Origin of the sequence: Bradyrhizobium sp. IC4059 (genome assembly GCF_020193615.1) — a bacterium.
Lineage (GTDB): Bacteria > Pseudomonadota > Alphaproteobacteria > Rhizobiales > Xanthobacteraceae > Bradyrhizobium > Bradyrhizobium yuanmingense.
The window spans coordinates 300,543-321,703 of sequence record NZ_JADYVH010000010.1 but is presented as its reverse complement, the minus strand read 5'-3'; the positions used below and the strand labels follow the sequence as shown (position 1 = coordinate 321,703).

21 protein-coding genes are annotated in these 21,161 nt (G+C 65.0%); 10 read left to right on the top strand and 11 right to left on the bottom strand.

Annotated elements, in window-relative coordinates:
* A partial coding sequence (locus I6F12_RS28680) for an OmpA family protein (protein WP_225157749.1) occupies positions 1–1,337 on the top strand: 1,337 nt, incomplete at its 5' end.
* A 50-nt stretch (positions 1,338–1,387) separates the two neighbouring features.
* On the opposite strand, the gene I6F12_RS28675 is transcribed toward I6F12_RS28680, so the two are convergent.
* Entirely contained in the window at positions 1,388–2,344 is a 957-nt protein-coding gene (locus I6F12_RS28675; RefSeq protein ID WP_225157748.1) for a homocysteine S-methyltransferase family protein, read from the bottom strand.
* A gap of 231 nt (positions 2,345–2,575) precedes the next feature.
* Here I6F12_RS28675 and I6F12_RS28670 point away from each other — a divergent pair, with 231 nt between their 5' ends.
* Positions 2,576–3,196 carry a TetR/AcrR family transcriptional regulator gene (locus I6F12_RS28670; RefSeq protein WP_225157747.1) on the top strand — a complete coding sequence of 207 codons (621 nt, stop codon included), beginning with the start codon at positions 2,576–2,578 and terminating at the stop codon, positions 3,194–3,196.
* 93 nt (positions 3,197–3,289) lie between these two features.
* Here the strand turns inward: I6F12_RS28670 and I6F12_RS28665 are convergent, their stop codons facing one another.
* The 7 genes from I6F12_RS28665 to I6F12_RS28635 form a co-directional block, all read right to left on the bottom strand.
* A complete protein-coding gene (locus I6F12_RS28665; RefSeq protein ID WP_225157746.1) occupies positions 3,290–5,047 on the bottom strand; it encodes an alkaline phosphatase in 1,758 nt (585 codons plus the stop codon).
* A 113-nt stretch (positions 5,048–5,160) separates the two neighbouring features.
* The gene (gene argG, locus I6F12_RS28660; protein ID WP_225157745.1) at positions 5,161–6,498 is read right to left on the bottom strand and encodes an argininosuccinate synthase; all 1,338 of its coding nucleotides are present in this window, start codon (positions 6,496–6,498) and stop codon (positions 5,161–5,163) included.
* A gap of 91 nt (positions 6,499–6,589) precedes the next feature.
* Complete coding sequence (locus I6F12_RS28655; protein ID WP_225157744.1) at positions 6,590–7,366, bottom strand: phosphatase PAP2 family protein; 777 nt, start codon at positions 7,364–7,366, stop codon at positions 6,590–6,592.
* A 57-nt stretch (positions 7,367–7,423) separates the two neighbouring features.
* Positions 7,424–7,918 (bottom strand): hypothetical protein, encoded by a 495-nt coding sequence (locus I6F12_RS28650; RefSeq protein ID WP_109145561.1) that lies wholly within the window; start codon positions 7,916–7,918, stop codon positions 7,424–7,426.
* A gap of 134 nt (positions 7,919–8,052) precedes the next feature.
* A complete protein-coding gene (rlmN, locus tag I6F12_RS28645; RefSeq protein ID WP_036002808.1) occupies positions 8,053–9,255 on the bottom strand; it encodes a 23S rRNA (adenine(2503)-C(2))-methyltransferase RlmN in 1,203 nt (400 codons plus the stop codon).
* Between the two features lie 187 nt (positions 9,256–9,442).
* Positions 9,443–10,102, bottom strand: a complete 660-nt coding sequence (locus tag I6F12_RS28640; protein ID WP_225157743.1) for an invasion associated locus B family protein — start codon at positions 10,100–10,102, stop codon at positions 9,443–9,445.
* Between the two features lie 116 nt (positions 10,103–10,218).
* On the bottom strand, positions 10,219–11,058 hold the full coding sequence (locus I6F12_RS28635; RefSeq protein WP_225157742.1) for an SDR family oxidoreductase: 840 nt from the start codon (positions 11,056–11,058) through the stop codon (positions 10,219–10,221).
* Between the two features lie 255 nt (positions 11,059–11,313).
* On the opposite strand from I6F12_RS28635, the gene I6F12_RS28630 reads away from it, so the two are divergent.
* Complete coding sequence (locus I6F12_RS28630) at positions 11,314–12,288, top strand: NADPH:quinone oxidoreductase family protein (protein ID WP_225157741.1); 975 nt, start codon at positions 11,314–11,316, stop codon at positions 12,286–12,288.
* Positions 12,289–12,317: 29 nt separating this feature from the next.
* On the opposite strand, the gene I6F12_RS28625 is transcribed toward I6F12_RS28630, so the two are convergent.
* Positions 12,318–12,710 (bottom strand): YkvA family protein, encoded by a 393-nt coding sequence (locus tag I6F12_RS28625; RefSeq protein ID WP_225157740.1) that lies wholly within the window; start codon positions 12,708–12,710, stop codon positions 12,318–12,320.
* A gap of 114 nt (positions 12,711–12,824) precedes the next feature.
* On the bottom strand, positions 12,825–13,115 hold the full coding sequence (locus I6F12_RS28620; RefSeq protein WP_036002826.1) for a 4a-hydroxytetrahydrobiopterin dehydratase: 291 nt from the start codon (positions 13,113–13,115) through the stop codon (positions 12,825–12,827).
* A 152-nt stretch (positions 13,116–13,267) separates the two neighbouring features.
* On the opposite strand from I6F12_RS28620, the gene I6F12_RS28615 reads away from it, so the two are divergent.
* The 3 genes from I6F12_RS28615 to I6F12_RS28605 all read left to right on the top strand — a co-directional run bounded on the left by I6F12_RS28615 (position 13,268) and on the right by I6F12_RS28605 (position 17,274).
* Positions 13,268–14,713 carry a TAXI family TRAP transporter solute-binding subunit gene (locus tag I6F12_RS28615; protein WP_225142344.1) on the top strand — a complete coding sequence of 482 codons (1,446 nt, stop codon included), beginning with the start codon at positions 13,268–13,270 and terminating at the stop codon, positions 14,711–14,713.
* 184 nt (positions 14,714–14,897) lie between these two features.
* A complete protein-coding gene (locus I6F12_RS28610; RefSeq protein ID WP_225157739.1) occupies positions 14,898–16,439 on the top strand; it encodes an alkaline phosphatase D family protein in 1,542 nt (513 codons plus the stop codon).
* Positions 16,440–16,548: 109 nt separating this feature from the next.
* On the top strand, positions 16,549–17,274 hold the full coding sequence (locus tag I6F12_RS28605; RefSeq protein WP_225157738.1) for a hypothetical protein: 726 nt from the start codon (positions 16,549–16,551) through the stop codon (positions 17,272–17,274).
* A gap of 4 nt (positions 17,275–17,278) precedes the next feature.
* Here I6F12_RS28605 and I6F12_RS28600 read toward each other — a convergent pair whose 3' ends face one another.
* Complete coding sequence (locus I6F12_RS28600) at positions 17,279–17,659, bottom strand: response regulator (RefSeq protein WP_225157737.1); 381 nt, start codon at positions 17,657–17,659, stop codon at positions 17,279–17,281.
* 179 nt (positions 17,660–17,838) lie between these two features.
* Between I6F12_RS28600 and I6F12_RS28595 the strand changes: the two genes are divergently transcribed.
* The 4 genes from I6F12_RS28595 to I6F12_RS28580 all read left to right on the top strand — a co-directional run bounded on the left by I6F12_RS28595 (position 17,839) and on the right by I6F12_RS28580 (position 21,121).
* On the top strand, positions 17,839–18,603 hold the full coding sequence (locus I6F12_RS28595; protein ID WP_036002835.1) for a helix-turn-helix domain-containing protein: 765 nt from the start codon (positions 17,839–17,841) through the stop codon (positions 18,601–18,603).
* A 75-nt stretch (positions 18,604–18,678) separates the two neighbouring features.
* Positions 18,679–19,395 (top strand): prolipoprotein diacylglyceryl transferase family protein, encoded by a 717-nt coding sequence (locus I6F12_RS28590; protein ID WP_225157736.1) that lies wholly within the window; start codon positions 18,679–18,681, stop codon positions 19,393–19,395.
* Positions 19,392–20,837, top strand: a complete 1,446-nt coding sequence (locus tag I6F12_RS28585; RefSeq protein WP_109142009.1) for a radical SAM protein — start codon at positions 19,392–19,394, stop codon at positions 20,835–20,837. The genes I6F12_RS28590 and I6F12_RS28585 overlap by 4 nt, the downstream gene beginning before the upstream one ends.
* Positions 20,834–21,121 carry a hypothetical protein gene (locus I6F12_RS28580; protein WP_225157735.1) on the top strand — a complete coding sequence of 96 codons (288 nt, stop codon included), beginning with the start codon at positions 20,834–20,836 and terminating at the stop codon, positions 21,119–21,121. Before I6F12_RS28585 ends, I6F12_RS28580 begins: the two co-directional genes overlap by 4 nt.
* Positions 21,122–21,161: the final 40 nt, after the last annotated feature.

Below are 21,161 nucleotides of genomic sequence, written 5' to 3'. Positions count from 1 at the left end.
CTCCAACGGCAACGCCCGCGCCCGGCAGCACGCCGCCACCCCCGCCGCCCGGACGTCCGGGGTCGGCAACGCCCGCGCCCGGCGCAACCCCGGCCCCGACAGCGACGCCAGCCCCGGGGCAGCGGGGTGGAACGCCTCCTGCCGGCGCGCCCGCCGCCGGGACTCCGGCTGCGCCGCCGCAGGCTGGTGCGCCCGCCCGGCCGCCGGCACCTCCGGCCGGCGCCGCGGCTCCGACCGTGGTGCCCGGCACGCCGGCCGCAGCGCCGCCGCCCGACCGGGCACAATACAGACCGCCGACGGTCGCGCCGGCTTTCCGCGCCGCGCCGACAGTCGCCGCGCCCCTGCCGCCGCCGCCGCGTCCGCAGCAGCGTGACCTGACGCCGCTCGCGATCGGCGCGGGCGTGGTGGCCGGCGCCGTGATCGGCGCCACCATCGCCGATATCCATAACCAGCGGCGCGAGGTCGTCGAAGGCGGCCGCACCGTCTACACCGAGCCGGACCGCATCATCATCCGCGATCCGGGCGGGCAGGCTTACGTCCGCGGCAACGATCTCTATCGCTTCCGCTATGGCGCCCGCGACATCCGCACCGACACCGTCGGCGGCGAAACCCGCACCGTCGTGATCCGTCCCGACGGCAGCGAGGTGATCACCGTGGTCGGGCCGGACGGCTCGCTGCTGCGTCGTATCCGCCGGGACCCGCGCGGACGCGAGATCGTGATCATCGACAACACCTACCGCGATCCGCGGGCGGTCGGCGGCTTCTACGTCGACGTGCCGCCGCCGGTGGTCAACATTCCCTACGATCGCTACATCGTCGACGCCCAGGAGGCGCCGCCGCAGGTGATCTACGAAACGATGCGGGCTCCGCCGGTGCAGCGGATCGACCGGCGCTACTCGCTCGACGAGATCCGCTACAGCCCGAATGTTCGCATGCAGATGCCGAGCATCGACGTCAACACGATCAACTTCGAGACCGGATCGTGGACCATTCCGCCGGATCAGGCGGCGCGGCTGCAAGTGATCGCCGACGGCATCAACCAGGCGCTCCAGGCCAACCCGCAGGAGGTGTTCCTGATCGAGGGCCACACCGATGCGGTCGGCAACGAGGTCGACAATCTGTCGCTGTCGGATCGCCGCGCGCAGGCCGCAGCCGAATTGCTGACGCAGCAATTCAGTGTGCCCGCGGAGAACCTGACGTCGCAGGGCTATGGCGAGCAGTATCTGAAGGAGCAGACGCAAGGCGCGAGCCTGATCAACCGGCGCGTCACCGTCCGTCGCATCACGCCGTTGCTCAACGGCGACCAGGCCAACGCGGCGCCTCCGCCGCGCCAGTAAGACCTTCGCAAGAAGACAATGGCCGGGAGCGATCCCGGCCATTTTTCTTGTCACGCCGTCATTGCTTCCGATGGCAGGCATGCCTCGCAAACGGCGGCAACATGCCGGTGATCAGTGCCGCAACAGCCGCCGAGAATGCGCATGCCGGGGAATGCGCGCCTCAGCAAATGGTAGCGGCGGCCGAGATCTTGGGGATCACCACTGTCCAGCGCCTCCGATTCGTCGAGCTCGGCGTGGCTCTTGACCGATGCATTGGCTCTGATGCCGTGGATGCGCTGAACCCACGCCTCGCCTGCGGCGAGTGCACTCTCGAAGTGAGTTGGGTGCGCGCAATTGATCAGGAAGTATTCGCAGGCACGTTCAGTTGCGTCGTCGACCGCCTCGATCGCCTCGCGCAGCGACTCTCCCCGGACGAGGCGGCCATCGGTTTCGACCGTGAAAGAGATGGCGACCGGAATGTCCTGCCTCTTGGCTGCACGGACCACGCCCACCGCTTCGTTGATGCTGTTCAGCGTGAATGCAGTCACCATGTCGGCGCCCGCCTCGGCGAAGGCCGCGATCTGGCCTGAGTGGTAGGCTTCCGCCTCCGCCGCGTCCATGTTGCCGGCCTTGTAGCCGTCGCCTCGCGGACCGATCGCGCCGTTGATGACGCAAGGCATGCCGGGCAACTCCCAAGCGCCGCGCAATTCGTCGAGGAAGCGGATGGCGCGCATGTTGATGGCCTCGAGCCTGGCGGCATCATAGCCGAGCTTGGCGCCCCAATCAGGGTTGGCGCGCCAGGTCGGACTGTCGAGGACAAAGCCGAGCCCATGCTGCCGCGCGATACGCAGGTAGGCTTCGTAGTACTGCCTCAAATGCGCGCGGCCATCCGCGCTGTCGAGCAGCACAAATGCCGCAAAGTGGGGCAGCTCCAGCCCGTGCTGAAAGATGAGGGTTGTTTCCATGCCGCCATCGGTCAGGAAAATGCCGCCGCCGCGCTGCGGCAGACCATGTCTGTATCTGGCCATTGATCGCTCCATCATTTGGACGGGCCGCTCTCTTCACTCGATCGCGCTAGGCCCGTGTTCGGTCGCGGCATTTGGTGCCGCATAATGTCGCGTCGCTCTAGAAGCCCCGTGGTGCGGCTGAACTTCCACCCGCAAGCGGAGACAAATCAATGATTTGCAGGAGTCACGCGGAGTGGGCCTTGGCCCCCAAGGGCCAATTTCCGCACCGTCGGTACAGTTCTGGAGACATCGATGGGAAAGGGCGAAGCGACGCGCGAGCGCATTCTCGAGATCGCGGAAGCGGCGGTGCTCGCAAAGGGCTTCGGCGCCACCTCGATCGAGGAAGTCATTGCCGAGGCCGGACTGACCAAGAGCGGCTTCTTCTATCACTTCAGGGACAAGAACGCGCTCGCACGGGAGATGCTGCGACGCTACGTGGATACAAATGACCGCCTGTTCGACGAGATCTTCAGGCGCGGACGTGAGCTCTCCGACGACCCGCTGCAGTCGTTCCTGATCTCGCTGAAACTACTCGCCGAAGTCATGGCCGATCTGCCGAACGGCCATCCCGGCTGCCTGATCGCCAGCATCTGCTATCAGGAGCGCTTGTTCGACCGCGATGTTCGCGATCTGACCGCGCAATCGGTCCGGATCTGGAATGCGCACTTCCGCGAGATTCTCGACGGCATCGCCGCCATCTATCCGCCCCGCGAGCCGGTCGACCTCGACGATCTCGCGGAGATGATCTCGTGCGTGGTCGACGGCGCAATCATCATGTCGAAGACGCTCAACGACCCGAAGCGGCTGGAGCGACAGATCCTGCTCTTCCGCAGCTGCGTGAAGCTGGTCTTCACGCCGCCTCACTCGTCGTGAATTGATGGAACGTGAGCGGACCAGGGCGGCCCGTCCTGCCGCGCTCGCCAGCGGCAGGAATGTGATTGGGCCCAGGTTGGCCAGTCGCCCCCATCATTCTCGCGCAGCCAATCCCAGCGCCTCGGCCATGACGCGGAACACTTCGGTATTGTCCATCGAGCCGTGCACGCGCTCGCTCCCCGGGCCCGCCGCCGTGACAATGACGTCCTCGCCCGAATGCACGCTGGCGCCGACCAGCGACGACAGATTGCCGGGGCGCAGCACCGCGCCCGGGACCTCCTTGTATTTGTCGTTGGCCTTGAAGGTGCCGTCGTCGCCGGCCTTGACGGTCGGCTCGTTGGGATTGTCGAGCTTCGGACGGAACGTCTCGTAATGATCGGGCAGGCTCGCCGAGAAGATGGCAAGCCGGCGGCTCACGTCGACCCGTGACGGATAACCTTCCGCATCCGGCGCGGGATAGTTGGGGAATCCGGCCTGATCGTAGACCCCGACGCGCTCGCGCAAGGGCACGTTGGGCGTCGTGCCCATGTCGTCGTTCACCGTGCCGACCAGGCTGTTGGGGTGATTGTGATCGGCCAGCACCAGGATGAGGGTGTCGTCGCCGCGTGCGCGCGCCCATTCGCGCGTCTGACGCACCGCGTTGTCGAGCATGATCGTGTCGTAGACCGCGCGCTCCATGTCGAGCAAATGCGCGTATTTGTCGATCATTCCGGATTCGACCATCAGGAAGAAGCCGGCTTCGTTCTTCGAGAGGATTTTCAACGCCGCCTGCACCTGCTCGGTCAGATCAGGCTGCTCGGGGAATTTCTTGACGCCGCCTCCTTTCAGGAATTTGCGGTCGAGCGCACCGTCCATGTTGCCGGTGGCGAACAGGCCGAGCAGCTTGCTCGTCTCCTGCTTGGCGGCGGAGGCGCTGAGCTCGCCCGCGGTGGTCGCCACCTGATAGCCGGCATCGCGAAACTTCGCGATGTAGTCGGTCTCGTCCTTGCGCTTGGAGCCGGCAGCCGACTTCGGCAGAAAATTCGCGCTGCCGCCGCCCATCATCACATCCGGCTTTGCCGCGAAGAACTGCTCGACGATGTCGTCATAGGCGGCGCGCCGGCGGGTGTGCGCGACCATCGCCGCCGGCGTCGCGTCTTCGATCTCGGTATTGGTGACGACACCGATCGCCATGCCGAGCCGTCTTTTGGCGAGGCTGGTGATGGTTTCGACCTTGGGATCGTCGAGCGGGCTCGCGCTGCGGTCGGCATAGACGCCGAGGGCATTGACGGCGCTCTTGTGCCCGGTCGCATAGGCACTCGCCGAGTTCGCGGAGTCCGTGATGATCGAGTCCGAGCCGGCGGTTGCCACCAGCGCCATATGGGGCATGTCGTCGATGGCGAGCTTGCCGCGGCTCTTGCCTTCCGAAATGCCCTTGGACAGGATTCGCGCGGCGACCCGATGCGCCGGCGACATGCCATCGCCGATGAACAGGATGACGTTCTTCGCCTTGCGCGGGCCGGTGTCGTAGACCGTCCAGGTGACGCTGCGCTGGCGCGTGCCGTCGCTCACCTCCACGGCGACGCTACCCGGCTTGGTCAGCGTGACGTCGCGCAGGACCAGGGCCGACTGCTCCTTGCCGTCCTCGCGCTCGACGAAGGTTCCGGAGCGGCCGAACGCGGCCGCGTAATCCGCGCCGTTCACCGTCACCTTCAACTTGGCGGGATCGATCAGCCCCGGGAGCTCGACCTTGAAGTCGAACTTGGCTCCGGCCAGGATCTCGGCGCGATCGATCGGATAGATCGTCTGCGCCGACGATGATGATGCCCAACAGAGAACAATGAGAGAGGCGAGTGCCGATCCCCTGACCATGTGCGATGCTCCGCAATCCCGTTTCCAACAGTGGAAGCGTAGCGGTCGAGAATGACAGCGTCATTAAGCTCGGTGCCCGGATGGAGCGAAGCGCAATCCGGCTCCGGAAAGCCTCAGCCCTTGTCGCTCTCGAGCCGGAAGATCTGCGAGCCTTCGCTGCCCGACAACAGGCCGGTCTTCGAATAGAGACCGAGCTTGGTGCGGGTGTCGGCGATGTCGAGGTTGCGCATGGTGAGCTGGCCGATGCGGTCGGCCGGCGTGAAGGCGGCGTCCTCCACCTTCTCCATGCTCAGCCGCTCCGGCGCATAGGTAAGGTTGGGGCTCTCGGTGTTGAGGATCGAATAATCGTTGCCGCGGCGCAGCTCGAGCGTGACTTCGCCGGTGACGGCGCGGGCGACCCAGCGCTGTGCGGTCTCGCGCAGCATCAACGCCTGCGAATCGAACCAGCGGCCCTGATAGAGCAGGCGTCCCAGGCGCATGCCGCTGACGCGGTACTGCTCGATCGTGTCCTCGTTGTGGATGCCGGTGACGAGGCGCTCATAGGCGATGTGCAGCAGCGCCATGCCAGGCGCCTCATAGATGCCGCGGCTCTTGGCCTCGATGATGCGGTTCTCGATCTGGTCGCTCATGCCGAGGCCGTGACGACCGCCGATCGCGTTGGCCTCGAGGAACAGCGAGACCGGATCGGAGAAGGTCTGGCCGTTCAGCGCGGTCGGCTGCCCTTCCTCGAAACGCACCACGACCTTCTCGGCCTTGACGGCGCAGTCGTCGCGCCAGAACGGCACGCCCATGATCGGGGTGACGATCTTGATGCCGCTGTCGAGGCTCTCGAGATCCTTTGCCTCATGGGTGGCGCCGAGCAGATTGCTGTCGGTCGAATACGCCTTCTCCGCGCTCATCTTGTAGGCGAAGCCTTGCGCGGTCATGAATGCCGACATCTCGGCGCGGCCGCCGAGCTCGTCGATGAACTGCTGGTCGAGCCAGGGCTTGTAGATCTTCAGGCCGGGATTGGTGAGCAGGCCGTAGCGGTAGAAGCGCTCGATGTCGTTGCCCTTGAAAGTCGAGCCGTCGCCCCAGATGTTGACACCGTCTTCCTTCATCGCTGCGACCAGCATCGTGCCGGTGACGGCGCGGCCGAGCGGCGTGGTGTTGAAATAGGTGATGCCGCCGGTCGAGATGTGGAAGGCGCCGGACTGGATCGCGGCGATGCCCTCGTGGACCAGCTGCGTGCGGCAATCGACGAGGCGCGCGTTCTCGGCGCCGAACTCCATCGCCTTGCGCGGGATCTCGTTGTAGTCGGCTTCATCCGGCTGACCGAGATTGGCGGTGTAGGCGTAGCAGCGCGCCCCCTTCTGCTTCATCCAGAGCAGCGCCGCAGAGGTGTCGAGGCCGCCCGAAAAAGCGATGCCGACTTTCTCACCCTTGGGCAGGCTTTTCAGGATCGTGGTCATGGGGCTTCCAATCGGGTCTCAAGCTGATGTGATGGGTGCGTTCGACCGCGCGAATATCAAATTTCGCGGGGCTCGGCACCCCTTTAATGGCTCAAACCGAGGGCTCGGGGTCGGTCTTGCGGCCGAACAGGCGCTGGCGGAGCCGGTAAGCGGGCATGTTCAGCCGGGTCAGGGCGGCATCCACCGCTTCGTCCGAGAACCGCGTGCGCGGCCAGCGATAGATCAGCGCGTAGGCGAACCAGATCACGACGAAGGTGACGAGGCCGGCGATCGACACGTCCGTGAAAAAGTGCCCGCCGAAGGCCATGCGCAGGGCGCTGGTCAAGGCGCCGAACACCACGGCGGCGGCATAGGCGAGCGGCCGCCACGCCGGCGGCGCCAGCGCGGCCGGCGCCAGCGTCCAGAACGCCGTCGCGCCTTCGCCGGAGAAGAACGAGCAATTGCGCCCGCAAGTGCCGCGCGGATCCCACCACGGCACGAATTGCTGATTGCCGGCAAACTCGGTCACCACCACCGGACGCGGACGGCCCCAATAATTCTTGAACGTCAGGTTGGTCAAAATACCGGCCGACATGGTCATCGTCACCAGCAGGAAGATGACCGTACGCCCCGGCACCATCAGCGGCCGGTCGGGCCGGATCATCTTGACCACGAGCGCGACGATCGAGGGAAGGGCGAAGGCCCAGGCGATCCACATCGCCGCATCGCGCGCAAAGCCGGCCCACCCGTTCAGCTTGAGCGGAAACGTCTTGGTCTCCGCGTCGAAGAATAGCGAAGCGAGCTTGAGGTCGAGCTCGGGATAGAGGCCGAAGACGACGCCGATCACGAGCCACAGCGCCAGGGCAATGAAGAGTCCGGTATGGTTCATGGCGCGCGGTTTAGCGGAGTGGGATGGAGATGGAAACCCCAGGGGAGGGTAGGAAACTCACCGCGGGCCCGGCCTTGAATTCGCCGGCAATGGCGGCGGTGGTTTCCGCGGGGACGGCGGGATGCGCCAGGCGCCGGCGTTGCGGCCGGCGATCAGCCAGTAGACGAAGCCGGCAACGATGCCCGCGCCGGTCATGATCTCCAGGTGACGCCGGACGATGCCCTCGAACTGCAACGTGTCGGAATGGAACGGGACGAGGCCGAGATAGCAGGCGAGCCCGACAAGGCCGCCGCCGACGGCATAGGCGATCGCACTGCGGATGTAGAGCGCTTCGGTGATCGCGACGATCACCGCCGCCGGCACCAGCGCAAAGCCGGACACGAAGATGAAGCCGAAGCCGAGCAGGATGTCGATCGTGCCCTGGTCGACCGGACCGGCGCCGAGATCGGCGAATTCCGGAAACAGCAGCGCGACGACGACGATCATGCCGCCGACAAAGCAGGCGGCGAGGAAGCCGATGAAGATGACGACGAGGCGGCCGATCAGGGACATGACGAAGAAGTCCCGATTGTCGTCATTGCGAGCGGAGCGAAGCAATCGAGACATACGTCCGCGGAGACGGTCTGGATTGCTTCGTCGCTACGCTCCTCGCAATGACGAGGAGGCGAGAGCACGGGCATGACACACTAATCCGTCATCGCCATGGCGCGCAGCGCCTGGCGCTCGCGCGCCGAGAGCTTTTCCGTCTCCGACTTGAGCTGGCCGCAGGCGGCGAGGATGTCGCGGCCGCGCGGGGTGCGCACCGGCGAGGAATAGCCGGCGTTGAAGATATATTCGGAGAACTTTTCGATCTGGTCCCAGTCCGAGCATTCATAGGCGGTGCCGGGCCAGGGATTGAACGGGATCAGGTTGATCTTGGCCGGAATGCCCTTGAGCATCTTCACCAGCAGCTTGGCATCGTCGAGCGAATCGTTGACGCCCTTGAGCATCACATATTCGAAGGTGATGCGGCGCGCGTTCGATGCGCCGGGATAGTCGCGGCAGGCCTGCAGCAGCTCCTTGATCGGATATTTGCGGTTGAGCGGCACCAGCTCGTTGCGCAGCTCGTCGCGCACCGCGTGCAGCGAGATCGCGAGCATGACGCCGATCTCCTCGCCGGCCCGCACGATGTTCGGCACCACGCCCGAGGTCGACAGCGTGATGCGGCGGCGGGAGATGCCGATGCCTTCGTTGTCGCCGACGATCAGAAGCGCATCGCGCACCGCGTCGAAATTGTAGAGCGGCTCGCCCATGCCCATCATCACGATGTTGGTGACGCGGCGCGTGCCGTCCTCGCGATCGGCCCAGTCGTTGAGACGGTCGCGCGCGACCATCACCTGGCCGACGATCTCGCCGGCGGTGAGGTTGCGCACCAGGCGCTGGGTGCCGGTGTGGCAGAAGGCGCAATTGAGCGTGCAGCCGACCTGCGAGGAAACGCAGAGCGTGCCGCGGTCGGTCTCGGGGATGTAGACGCATTCGACTTCATGCGCCTTCTGAACATTGTCGCCGCTCGGCAGGCGCAACAGCCATTTGCGAGTGCCGTCGTTGGAGATCTGCTCGGCCACGACTTCCGGCCGGTCCACGGTGAAATGCTGCGCGAGCTCGGCGCGGATGCCCTTCGAGATCGAGCTCATCTCGTCAAAACTCTGGGCGCCGCGGAAATAGAGCCAGTGCCACAGCTGCTGCACCCGCATCTTGCGCTGGGCCGGCGCGACACCGATCTCGCCGAGCCGATCGGCAAGCTCGGTGCGCGACAGGCCGATCAGCGACGGCTTGGCCGGCGGCACATAGGTTTCGAGCGGGGTCTTCTCCACCAGGAGGCCGTTGTGCGGCTCGGTCGTCGGTTGCATTGAATGGACCTAATGGCTTGGTCGTTCCGGGATGGTCCGAAGAGATCGCGAAGCGACCCTGAGGACCAGACCCGGAACCTCGGAGATTCCGGGTTCGTGCTGTGCGCGCCCCGGAATGACGAAGAAATCTGGAACGGCCCTTATATAACAACCGGAACCGCCGATTGCGACCTTATCGCCCGCAGTCTTAACGCCGGCAATCCTGCGCGATCTTGTCGAGCGCCTGGGCGAGGCCCTTCAGCGAGAAGGTGTCGGTCGTCTCGGTCCCCTTGGCCGAGACGCCTTTGACGACGAGATCGGCGGATTTGCGCATGGCTTCGACCATCCGCTCCTCCTCGGCCGCGTTCTTGATCCAGAGCCCGTCCCCCTGCGTGTACATGGCGAAGGAGGCGCCGCCGACCTCGGCGGTCGATTCCGAGCCCGGCTTCAGCGCATAGCCGATCATGACCGAGACTTCGTTGTTGACCTTCTCGGCCGGCCGGGTCGAGACGAAGGCATAGGCGGGATCGCGCGGCCGGTTCGGCGGATTGGTCTTCGACGATGACGGCTTGGCCAGCGCGAAGCAGACCTTCTTGCCGTTCGGCGTCGCCGAATAGGCACCCCAGGTGCCGAACTGCCCGATCAGGGTCGGCTCCGCGCCCCCCGCAACGGCCGCAGCCGGGGCCGCCGGCTTGCTCTCGGGCTTCGGGGCCGCCTTTGCGTTGGTGTTGGCCGGCGGCGCCGCCGGCTTCGGTGCCGCCTCTTTTGGAGCTGGACTGGACTTGGGCGTCGGTTGCGCCCGCGCAGACACGGCGATTCCCCCGGCCGCCACGCCAGTCATCAAAGCTAAAATCAGCACCCGCCACATGCCGCGTTGGTTCCCTCAATATTGTGACTGGAAGATGGCCCGAGCGCGCTTTGTCCCCGGGCAGGGATAGCCGGGAAAGTTCAATTTGGGAAGGCAGTTAGCGGTATCTTCGGCGGCTAGGCCCTGGATCGGGCGGCGCGTTGCGCGGCCCATTGCGCCTCGGTCCAGCCGAGCAAATCCTCGGCGCCGGAACTGCGCAGATGCGCGCCACCGTCGATGACCACCATCTCGCCATTGATGTAGGCGGCGTGATCCGAGACCAGGAAGCTGGCGAGATCGGCGAGCTCGCCGTGCTCGCCGGTGCGGCCGAGCGGATTGCGCGAGGTCCAGCCTTCGTCGCGGCCTTCGGGACGGAGCTGCCCGGTGGCCCCTGCGGTCGGAAACGGGCCCGGCGCGATCGCCACGGTCCGGATGCCCTTCGGGCCCCATTCCACCGCAAGACTCCTGGTCATCGCCAGCAGTGCGGATTTCGCCATCGCCGAGGGAACGGTGAAGGCGCGGCCGGTAATGGTGGAGGTCGAGAGGATCGACAGCACGACGCCGCGATGGTTAGCCTCGATCCAGCGCCTGCCGGCGGCGAGCGTGCAATACATCGCGCCATGCAGTGTAGGCGCCAGGATCGCGTCCGCGGCGCGGAAGGAGAGATGCTCGCTCTGTGCGATGAAGGTGGCAGCGGCATTGTTGACGAGGATGTCGAGCGGCGCCTCGCGCCAGATCGCATCCATCATGCCGTCGACCGCCGCACCGTCGCGGATATCGCAGGCGATGGTGATGACCGTGCCGCCGATCTCGTCGCGCATCTCGCGCGCCGTCGCCTCGAGCCGCTCGAGCTTGCGGCCGCAGATCACGAGCTCGGCGCCGAGCGCGAGGAAGCGACGCCCCATCGCAGCGCCGAGACCCAAACCACCCCCGGTAATGAGGATGCGCTTGTTCTTCAGCAGGCTTGTTTTAAACATCGTTTGAATCCTTTCTCCGCGGATATCGTCATTGCGAGCCACCGGGTCCGCGCGAAGCGCGGCCCGATGACGGGCTTCGCGAAGCAATTCAGACTATTCCGCAGGACGGACTCTGGATTGCTTCGCTGCGCTCGCAACGACGGAGGATAGGCCGTCGCTGACCCCCAGACAAAGAATCCGGATTGTCGCCACTGCCTAAATCCGGCAGAAACGGCCAAACTATAATTCCACCCGAAACGCCCTCAAGGTGCCGCCATGAAAGCCATCCTCTGCTCGCAATATTGCCAGCCCGACGACCTCGTCCTGACTGAGGTGCCCGATCCGGTGGCGGGGCCCGGCGAAGCCGTGATCGCGATCAAGGCGGCGGCGCTGAATTTCTTCGACATCCTGATGATCCAGGGCAAGTACCAGATCAAGCCGCCGTTCCCGTTCTCGCCGGCCGCGGAAGTTGCGGGCGTGATCGAGAGCATCGGCGCTGGTGTCACTGATCTCAAGGTCGGCGATCGCGTGGTCGCCTCCTGCGGCCACAACGGCGCACGCGAGAAGATCGCGCTGCCGGCGGCATCGATCGTGAAGATCCCCGACAATCTCGACTACGACCGCGCGGCCGGCATCATCATCATCTACGGCACCGCGCTGCATGCGCTGGAAGATCGCGCCAGCCCCAAGCGCGGCGAGACGCTCGCGGTGCTGGGCGCAGCCGGCGGCACCGGTTTAGCGGCCTGCGAGCTCGGCAAGCTGATGGGCTTGAAGGTGATCGCCTGCGCCTCGTCGGACGAGAAGCTCGAATTCGCCAAGGCGCATGGCGCCGAGCTGACGCTGAACTACGCCAAGGAAGATCTGAAGGAAGGCCTGCGCAAGCTCACCGGCGGCAAGGGCGTCGACATCATCTTCGATCCCGTCGGTGGTGCTTACGCCGAACAGGCGCTGCGCTCGATCGCATGGGAAGGCCGCTTCCTCGTGATCGGCTTTGCCGCCGGCGACATTCCCAAGATGCCGCTGAACCTCGCGCTCCTGAAGGGCTGCGACATCCGCGGCGTGTTCTGGGGCGCCTGGACCCGGCTCAACCCGGCCAAGAATCGCGCCAATCTCGAGAAGCTGGTGAAGTGGACCGCGGAAGGCAAGATCTCATCGCATGTCGACCGCACCTTCCCGCTGGCGCAGACGGCGGATGCGCTGAAGGTGCTGGCGGGACGGCAAGCCATGGGCAAGGTGATCTTGCATCCGTGAGCTGATGCAGGTGATTGAAGTCGCGTAGGCTACGCGACTTCTGCTTTGCCGTCCGCCTCGCCGACCCCACGCTTCAGCGCGGCGCGGGCGGCCTCGCGATGCTCGTACGTGATGTGGCTGGCAACCATGCGGATGGCGGTGGCGAGCACGGCGGCGTCATCGGCGAAGCCGAGCATGGGCATCACGTCCGCGACGAAATCGAACGGCAGGACGAAATAGGCGATTGCACCGAGCAGCGAAGCCTGGACGTGACGCGGCGTCTGCCGGTCGAACGCGCAGTAATAGGCGGCAAGTAGATCCTCCGCGAACGGCAGATGCGCAGCGACCCGCTTCAGCTTGCGCCAGAAGCGGCGGCGCACGCTCTCGCGATCTTCCGCGAGCCGATCGGCCGGCTCGAAGCCAACGCTGTGCTCGGCAGCCATGCTCAAATGCTCCCCGTTCTGCGGGAGGCGGAGGACCGCCCGATCCCGGCTGATCACAAGATGGGGATGCAGCCGGTCCCTGCAAGACGTCTGCTTCAAGACGTCTGCTTGGTGTCAGCCTGCGATTGCGTTCATCGCCTTGGCGAGCGCCATGTCGCGCGCGGTGACGCCGCCGGCGTCGTGGGTCGACAGCACCACCTCCACCGTCTTGTAGACGTTGCGCCATTCGGGGTGGTGATCCATCTTCTCGGCGACCAGCGCGGCGCGGGTCATGAAGCCGAACGCCTCGTTGAAATCCTTGAAGACAAAGGTTTTCCCGATGGCGTCGCGGCCTTGGACGTCAGTCCAGCCGGATAGTCCGCCCAGCGCCTGCCTGCGCGCCTCCGCCGAGAGCCGTTCTGCCATGGTCGTCTCCGTCCTCTAGGGGGAACTTTACTCTAACACCGCCCCGGCGCCCCGGTTCATACGGGATTTCCTGCATCCGCTAACCATGACGGAGATGTAACCCCGCCGGACAAGAAATTTGCTACAATTGCGGGCGTAAATCGCCGGCCAAGATGAAACCGAGCCTGAAGCGCCTCTTTGGGAGACCGATGACCGGGGGATTGGACCTGGCCGAAACGCCCCCTCCGCCTTCGCCGCGATCCGCGGCGCGGAAGACGGCGCTCGTGTCTCTGGCGTTCCTGCTTGCGATCGTCGGCGTGGTCGCCGGCGGCTATTACTTCGCGATGCGTCCCGTGACGCTCAGAATCGCGGTCGGCCCCGCCAACAGCGACGACGTCAAGGTCGTGCAGGCGCTGACGCAAGGCTTCGCGCAGCACAAGAGCTATGTGCGGCTGCGCCCGATCCAGACCGACGGCGCGACCGCCAGTGCCAATGCGCTCGCGGAAGGCAAGGTCGATCTCGCCATCGTGCGCGGCGATCTCGACGTGCCGAAGAACGCGCAGGCTGTCGCGACCCTGCGCAAGAACGTCGTGGTGCTGTGGTCCGTGCCCGCCAAAGGAAAGAAGAAGGGCGCGAAGATCACCAAGATCGCGCAGCTCGCCGGCCATCGCGTCGGGGTCGTCGGCCGCACCCAGGCCAACGTCAATCTGCTCAAGGTGATCCTGCACCAATACGGCGTCGACCCGGCCAAGGTCGAGATCGTACAATTTCCCGTCAATGAAGTTGCCGAGGCGATCAAGGCGCAGAAGGCCGACGTCTACCTCGCGGCAGGCCCGGTCAACAGCAAGATCACGGCGGACGCGATCTCGGCATCGGTCAGGGAGGGCGGCACGCCAACCTTCCTCGCCATCGATTCCGCCGATGCGATCGCGCAAAATCATCCAGTCTATGAAGCGGGCGAGATCCCCGCCGGCACCTACGGCGGCTCGCCCGACCGGCCCGAGGACGAGGTCAAGACCATCAGCTTCGCGCACCACATCGTAGCGCGCAAAGGCGTGTCCGAGGCCGACATCGCAGCGTTCACGCGCCAGCTCTTCGCCGTGCGCCAGCAACTGGTGACGGAATTCCCGCTGGCGGCGAAGATCGAGACGCCCGACACCGACAAGGATGCAGTGATCCCGGTGCATCCGGGTGCGGCCGCTTTCGTCGACGGCGAGGAGAAGACCTTCCTCGACAAGTACAGCGATTACATCTGGTGGAGCCTGATGGCGCTCTCGGCCATGGGCTCGGTCGGCGCCTGGTTCGCCGGTTATCTGAAGAAGGACGAGCGCGACAACAACAATCACCAGCGCGAACGCCTGCTCGACATGATCGCCGCGGCACGCAAGTGCGAGACGACCGAAGAGCTGGACCAGATGCAGACCGAGGCCGACGAGATCCTGCGCGACACGCTGCGCTGCTTCGATCACGGCGCCATCGAGGAAGCCGCGCTCACCGCCTTCAACATCGCACTCGACCAATTCCACGCCGCCGTCGCCGACCGCAAGGCTGTGCTGTTCAGCCTGCCGCCGAACCTGCAACGTGCCAGCGCGCAGTTCCGGGCCGCCGGCAACGCGTGAGCGCCCGCGCGCGTTATTGCTGCGTCACATTGTCTCAATATAGCTCCCAACGTCATTCCGGGGCGATGCGAAGCATCGAACCCGGAATCCATTGCGCAGCATTCGCGGGGAGACATGGATTCCGGGTTCGCGCTACGCGCCCCGGAATGACGGACTCCCCCGCAAGCCCCGGGGTCGGAGCCTCATGACCATCACATTCTCCCGCCGCCGCTTCCTCGCCAGCAGCGCCGGTGCGCTCGGCACGCTGGCGATGCCGTATCTTTCGCGCGCGGCCGACCGGCCGGCAGTCACCCACGGCGTGCAAGCGGGCGACATCACCGTCGACGGCGGCGTGGTGTGGGCGCGAACCGACCGGCCCGCGCAGATGCTGGTCGAGGTCGCCACGAGCGAGTCCTTCAAGGACGCCCGGGCATTGCCGCCGATTGCGGCGCTGCCCGAGAGCGACTTCACCGCCAAGATGCTGGTCGAAAATCTACCCGCCGGCCAGGACATCTTCTACCGCGTCCGCTTCCGCGATCTCTCCCACAGCGCGATCGAGGGCGAGGCGGTGACCGGCCGCTTCCGCACCGCGCCGGCCGACCGCCGCGACGTCAGCTTCGTCTGGGGCGGCGACGTCGCAGGGCAGGGCTGGGGCATCAATTCCGACGACGGCGGCATGGTCACCTTCTCGACCATGCGCAAGCACCGGCCGGATTTCTTCCTGCACTCGGGCGACACGATCTATGCCGACGGTCCCATCCAATCCGAGGTGAAGCTCGCCGACGGCAAGATCTGGAAGAATCTGACCATCCCGGAGAAGGCCAAGGTCGCCGAGACGCTGGACGAGTTTCGCGCCGCGTACAAATACAATCTCACCGACGACAATCTCCGCGCCTTCAATGCCGAGGTGCCGGTCTTCGTGCAGTGGGACGACCACGAGGTCACCAACAACTGGTCGCTGTCGAAAGACTTGCCGGCCGCCTACAAGATGCGCGACATCTCACTGCTCGCAGCCCGCGCGGGCCGGGCCTTCCACGAGATGTACCCGATGCGGGAGAGCATCACTGAACCCGGCCGCGTCTATCGCCAGATCTCCTACGGCCCGCATCTCGACGTATTCGTGCTCGACGAGCGCAGCTATCGCGGGCCGAACGGTGCCAATCTCGAAACCGCCTATGGCCCCGCGAGCTATTTCCTCGGCCCGGAGCAGATCGCCTGGCTCAAGCGCGGCCTGCTGAATTCGCGCGCGACATGGAAGGTGATCGCATCGGACATGCCGATCAGCCTGATCGTCTCCGACACGCCGAAGGGCGGCTCGGAAGCCGTTGCGCAGGGCGACGGCCCGGTGCGTGGCCGCGAGTTCGAGATCGCCGACATCCTACGCTTCATCAAGATGGCGCCGATCAGCAACACGGTGTGGCTGACCGCGGAGGTGCACTACGCCGCCGCGCATTATTACGATCCGAACAAGGCGCAATTTCAGGAGTTCGAGCCGTTCTGGGAGTTCGTCTCGGGCCCGCTGCACGCGGGCACGTTCGGCCCGAACGCGCTCGACAATACCTTTGGTCCCGAGGTGCGCTTCGTCAAGGCGCCGGGCAAGGACAGCCAGAATCTGCCGCCGTCCGCGGGCATGCAGTTCTTTGGTCACGTCAAGATCGACGGCGCGTCCGGCCGGATGGCGGTGACCCTGCGCGATCGCGCCGACGTCGCGCTGTGGTCGACCACGCTCGATCCGAAGCTTGCGTGACGGCCAATTCGAAGCCGGATGAACCCTCCGGCCGGCCCGGACGACAATTGCGAGCGCCAGCGCATTTTCGAGGGCGTGATGCCGTCCGAGCCATGTTCGAGTTGATACCGTGCCGTTCAGCCGCCCAACGATCGTTATCGCGCTGCTGCTGAGCGCAGCATCCCCCACATGCGCGCAGACCCAAGAGAAGGCTCAGGACAAAGCGACGCTGGTGCGCGAGGCCCTCGCTTCGCGTTACGGTAAGGCGCTGACCGCCGAGCTCGGCAAGTCACTGCGCGCAAGCGCCGACCCGGCATGTCTGACGGACAAGGGGTTGGCTGCCGACCAGCTCGAACCGCGCGGCCGCGATATCGTCATCAGATGGGGCACGCATATGCTGGATGGCGCATCGGCGTTCATCGACCGGCAGACCTCCGACAATCCATTTGCCGGCGCAGCCGAATTGGAAAGCCTGAAGAGCAATCCGGATGTGAAGCGCTATCTCGCGATGGAAGAGCCGATACGTCAGGCGAAGATCCTGGATTTGATCTTCGAGCATTTCGACCGCTACAACGTGATCGCCCGCGTGAAACTTGGAGGGGTCTATCCATTGCAGACAGGCAACGAAGCTCTGCTCCGTCTCAATCCGACCGATGCAACGGAAGAGCGGTTGGAGACGTTCGCCAGGAAGAGTCGCTCGAAGGCGCTGAAACGTTTCCTGCAATTGTCCGATCAAGAGGCGATTGCGCAGAGTGCGGCGATCAGGAAGGCCTCATCGCCGGCGCCGTTTCCGCACACTTTCTTCAAGGGCGTCGAGACTGACCTCGCCGAGCTCTGCATTCGCTCCGGCAACTAGGCGATCAGGTGTCCCGTCTCTGCAGCGCCGCCTCCAGCGCCTCGCTCGAGCACGGCTTCTGCAGCCGGGGCCGGCCCGCCAATTCGGGCGGGATGCGCACCTCGGCGCCGTAGCCGGTGACGAACACGAACGGAACCTTCAGCGCAATGAGCCGCTCGGCGATCGCAAAGCTGGTCTCGCGGATCAGCTCGACATCGAGCAGCGCGAAATCGGGTGTCCGTTTGGCGATGGCGTTCAACGCCTGCGTCACCGAACCCGCGGTCCGCACGGCGGCCACACCAAATCCGAGCAGGCGATCCTCGAAATCGATCGCGATGATCGGATCATCCTCGACGATCAGAACATCGGCCGGCCAGCCTGTGCCATTGGAGTGTGCAGGTACCATGATCGCATCTTGGTTTGGGGGTTTTTGGATCAGGACTGCCGCGACACGATGGCTGCGCGCAGCGCATCGGAGGGTTCCCGGAACGAAACTCACCACATCATCGTTCTCTGGTCTGTCCACTTGTGCACACAGGAAACGGATGGAACTCGCTAAGGTGGGAGGAAGGGTGGGAGTTCAGAATGGATGCGCGTATCGGCAAGATCACCGAGGTCGAGAGCCGGCCGGCCAACAATCTGCTGCGGCGTTTGAGTCAAGTCGACTACGGCCTCGTGGCGCCGCACGTGACCGTCGAGGACTCTGCAGCCGGGCACTTGCTCTACAATCCCGGCGATGACGTGCAGGTGGTCCACTTCCCCTGCGGCCCGTCGCTCGCGACTTTCCTCGTCCCCAACGAGGATGGCCGCGACGTCGAGACCATTCTGGTCGGCCGCGAAGGCGCCGTGGGCGGCATCGTCAGCGAGGGATTTCTGCCGGCCTATACCCGGATCTGCGTCAAATTCGGTGGACCGTTTGCGCGCATTCACGTTGCCAAGCTGGAAGCAGCCAAGCTGCGCTCGGCGTCGCTGCGCAACGTCTTTGCCCGCTATGCCGATTGCATGCTGGCCCAGATCTTCCAGTCGACCGCCTGCAACGCGATCCATTCGATCGAGCAGCGCACCGCCAAATGGATCCTGGCGGCGATGGAGCGGACCGGCGACGAGACCAGTGTGCCGCTGACCCACGAACAGCTCGCGACTTTGCTCGGCGTTGGCCGCTCCTATGCCAGCCGCGTGCTTCAGTCGTTCAAGGCCGAAGGCGTGCTCGACACGCGGCGCGGCTCGATCCTCGTCCGCAACCGCGACGGCCTGAGGCTGCGCGCCTGCCTGTGCAACGATGCGGTGAAGATGCATTTCGAGGAGGTGCTGCGCGGGGTCTATCCGACCGAGGAGCGGGAAGCGGGGTAGCTTCTTCCTTCTCTCTTGTGGCGCTATAATGCGCGGCGCGCCGCTCTAACCGCGGTCGTGCTATACTGGCCCCGCATGAGCGGGACTTTCCTTCACACTCTCTTCGACATCCTGGCCTGGCTGGCGGCGGCTACCGCCGTCTTTTGGCTGTCGCGACGGGGCTTGCAGTTTCCCTCGCAATCCTTCGCGCTGCCCTATATCGCCACGCTGGTGTTTGGCGCAGGCCTTGGCGCCTATCTGTTCGGCTCCGCCAATCTGTGGCTGTCCGGGCAAAGCGGCATTGCGCGCTCGGTCGAGGGCGGGCTGGCCGGCGGCATCGTGGGAATCGAGCTCTACAAATGGTCCGCAGGCGTCACGGTGCGAACCGGCGCGCGCTTCGCGCTGCCGCTGGCGCTCGGCATCGCGATCGGCCGGATCGGCTGTTACCTCGCGGGCCTCGACGATTTCACCTATGGCACGCCGACGGCGCTGCCCTTCGGCCATGATTTCGGCGACGGCGTTCGCCGCCATCCCGTGCAGCTCTACGAGAGCGCGGCCATGGCCCTGTTCGCGCTCGCCTATGTGGTGGCGGTCTTGAACCGGAACGCGTTCACGATCACCAATGGTTTCTACCTGGTGCTCGCCTATTACGGAGCGCAACGCTTCCTATGGGAATTCCTCAAGCCCTATGGCACGCTGATCGGGCCCCTGACCCTGTTTCACCTGCTGTCGCTGTCCGTCCTGCTCTACGCCGCATTCATGCTGGCGACGGCACCCAAAGCGAGACGCTTACAAAAAGAGTCACTTGCATGAACGCGCCGTTGCGTAAGTCGCGTCCCTACATCTTCTGGGGCCAGACCCAATCTCTTTGCGAGATCTGCCTGAAGCTGGTGCCGACCAAGATCCAGATTCTCGGCAACGAGGTCTGGTACGAAAAGCGCTGCAGGGAGCACGGCGTGCAATCGACGTTGGTGTCGACCGATGCCGCCTATTGGCGGCTGTGCAAGGATTTCATCAAGCCGGGCGACCGGCCGCTGCAATTCCAGGAACGAACCCAATTCGGCTGCCCCTATGATTGCGGCCTCTGTCCCGACCACGAGCAGCATTCCTGCCTGGCGCTGATCGAGATCACCGAGCATTGCAACCTCACCTGCCCGGTCTGCTTTGCGGAGTCCTCGCCGGCACGAACCAAATTCACGCCGCTCGCGACGGTGGAGAAGATGCTCGACGCGCTGGTCGCGAGCGAGGGCGAGCCCGATCTCGTGCAGATTTCCGGTGGCGAGCCGACGCTGCATCCTGACTTCTTCGAGATCCTGGACGCCGTGCGCGCCCGGCCGATCCGCCACGTCATGATCAACACCAACGGCCTGCGCATCGCCCGCGAAAAGGATTTCGTGGCGCGGCTCGCCGAGAACAAGCGCGGGCTGGAAGTCTATCTCCAATTCGATTCGCTGCAGCGCGACGCGCTGATCAATCTGCGCGGCGCGGACTTGCGAAAAATCCGCCAGCAGGCGCTGGAAAATCTCGAGCATTACGGCATCTCGACCACGCTGGTCGCGACCATCAAGCGCGGCGTCAACGATTCCGAGATCGGCGACATCGTGCGCCACGCGCTGACCTGGACGTGCGTGCGCGGGGTGACATTGCAGCCGGTCCAGGATGCCGGCCGCAACGAGAGCTTCGACAAGAATACCGACCGCATCATGCTGTCGGAGATCCGCAAGCGCGTGATCGAAACCGGCGTGTTCGGCGACAAGGACATGATCCCGCTGCCCTGCAACCCCGAGAGCATCTCGATCGGCTATGGCCTGCGCAACGGCGAGAAGGTGCTGCCGCTGACCTCGTTGATTCCGCAAGAGCAGCTGGTTGCGGTGATGCCAAACACGATCAGCCCGGAAAAGTATCCGATGCTGCGGGAAAAGTTCATCGACCTGTTCTCGCTCTCGTCAGGGCCCCTCAACACGTCCGAGCGCGTCTGCGAATTGTTGTGCTGCCTGCCGAGCTTTCAGGTGCCGGACGGGCTCACCTACGAAAACGTCTTCCGCGTCACCATCGTGCAGTTTCTCGACCGCTTCAACTTCTGCGTCGGCAACGTCAAGCGCAGCTGCATCCATTTCGTGACCGAGCAGGGGGCGATCATCCCGTTCGACACCTACAATCTGTTCTATCGGAATGGCGCCATCTCCCGGATTCGCGCCGGGCTCGAGGGGCAAACCTATCACGAGGCGAGGCAAACCGAGGAGGCACCACGATGAGCGACACGCCACCGCCGGTTCTACCGCCACCCGCACCAACGCCCGGCCCAGCTCGCAGCGGTTGCCTCACCGCGCTGATGGCGATCGCCGGGATCTTCATGCTACTGCCAGGTCTCTGCGCACTCCTGTTCGGCGGAGTGTCGATGTTCGCGGACGGCAAGATCACTGGCGACATCGCGCCGTTCGTCCTTCTGGGACTGGTCGTGGGCATCGGCGGGGTCGCCATGATCTGGGCGGCCATCAAGGGGCGCAGGGTCCCCGCTCACCCCCCGACCCAGCCCTAAGCCCCGGGGATTCCCGGACAAAATTCAGTCAACCAACGGT

What these genes read in the sequence shown, in the direction of transcription:
- I6F12_RS28615 (WP_225142344.1), top strand. Translation starts at nt 13,268, where the DNA reads ATGAAACCGAGCCTGAAGCGCCTCTTTGGGAGACCGATGACCGGGGGA.
- I6F12_RS28590 (WP_225157736.1), top strand. Translation starts at nt 18,679, where the DNA reads ATGAGCGGGACTTTCCTTCACACTCTCTTCGACATCCTGGCCTGGCTG.
- I6F12_RS28620 (WP_036002826.1), bottom strand. Translation starts at nt 13,115, where the DNA reads ATGGCAGAACGGCTCTCGGCGGAGGCGCGCAGGCAGGCGCTGGGCGGA.
- I6F12_RS28635 (WP_225157742.1), bottom strand. Translation starts at nt 11,058, where the DNA reads ATGTTTAAAACAAGCCTGCTGAAGAACAAGCGCATCCTCATTACCGGG.
- I6F12_RS28675 (WP_225157748.1), bottom strand. Translation starts at nt 2,344, where the DNA reads ATGGCCAGATACAGACATGGTCTGCCGCAGCGCGGCGGCGGCATTTTC.
- argG (WP_225157745.1), bottom strand. Translation starts at nt 6,498, where the DNA reads ATGACCACGATCCTGAAAAGCCTGCCCAAGGGTGAGAAAGTCGGCATC.
- I6F12_RS28640 (WP_225157743.1), bottom strand. Translation starts at nt 10,102, where the DNA reads ATGTGGCGGGTGCTGATTTTAGCTTTGATGACTGGCGTGGCGGCCGGG.
- I6F12_RS28580 (WP_225157735.1), top strand. Translation starts at nt 20,834, where the DNA reads ATGAGCGACACGCCACCGCCGGTTCTACCGCCACCCGCACCAACGCCC.
- rlmN (WP_036002808.1), bottom strand. Translation starts at nt 9,255, where the DNA reads ATGCAACCGACGACCGAGCCGCACAACGGCCTCCTGGTGGAGAAGACC.
- I6F12_RS28625 (WP_225157740.1), bottom strand. Translation starts at nt 12,710, where the DNA reads ATGGCTGCCGAGCACAGCGTTGGCTTCGAGCCGGCCGATCGGCTCGCG.
- I6F12_RS28665 (WP_225157746.1), bottom strand. Translation starts at nt 5,047, where the DNA reads ATGGTCAGGGGATCGGCACTCGCCTCTCTCATTGTTCTCTGTTGGGCA.
- I6F12_RS28610 (WP_225157739.1), top strand. Translation starts at nt 14,898, where the DNA reads ATGACCATCACATTCTCCCGCCGCCGCTTCCTCGCCAGCAGCGCCGGT.
- I6F12_RS28655 (WP_225157744.1), bottom strand. Translation starts at nt 7,366, where the DNA reads ATGAACCATACCGGACTCTTCATTGCCCTGGCGCTGTGGCTCGTGATC.
- I6F12_RS28670 (WP_225157747.1), top strand. Translation starts at nt 2,576, where the DNA reads ATGGGAAAGGGCGAAGCGACGCGCGAGCGCATTCTCGAGATCGCGGAA.
- I6F12_RS28650 (WP_109145561.1), bottom strand. Translation starts at nt 7,918, where the DNA reads ATGTCCCTGATCGGCCGCCTCGTCGTCATCTTCATCGGCTTCCTCGCC.
- I6F12_RS28630 (WP_225157741.1), top strand. Translation starts at nt 11,314, where the DNA reads ATGAAAGCCATCCTCTGCTCGCAATATTGCCAGCCCGACGACCTCGTC.
- I6F12_RS28600 (WP_225157737.1), bottom strand. Translation starts at nt 17,659, where the DNA reads ATGGTACCTGCACACTCCAATGGCACAGGCTGGCCGGCCGATGTTCTG.
- I6F12_RS28595 (WP_036002835.1), top strand. Translation starts at nt 17,839, where the DNA reads ATGGATGCGCGTATCGGCAAGATCACCGAGGTCGAGAGCCGGCCGGCC.
- I6F12_RS28585 (WP_109142009.1), top strand. Translation starts at nt 19,392, where the DNA reads ATGAACGCGCCGTTGCGTAAGTCGCGTCCCTACATCTTCTGGGGCCAG.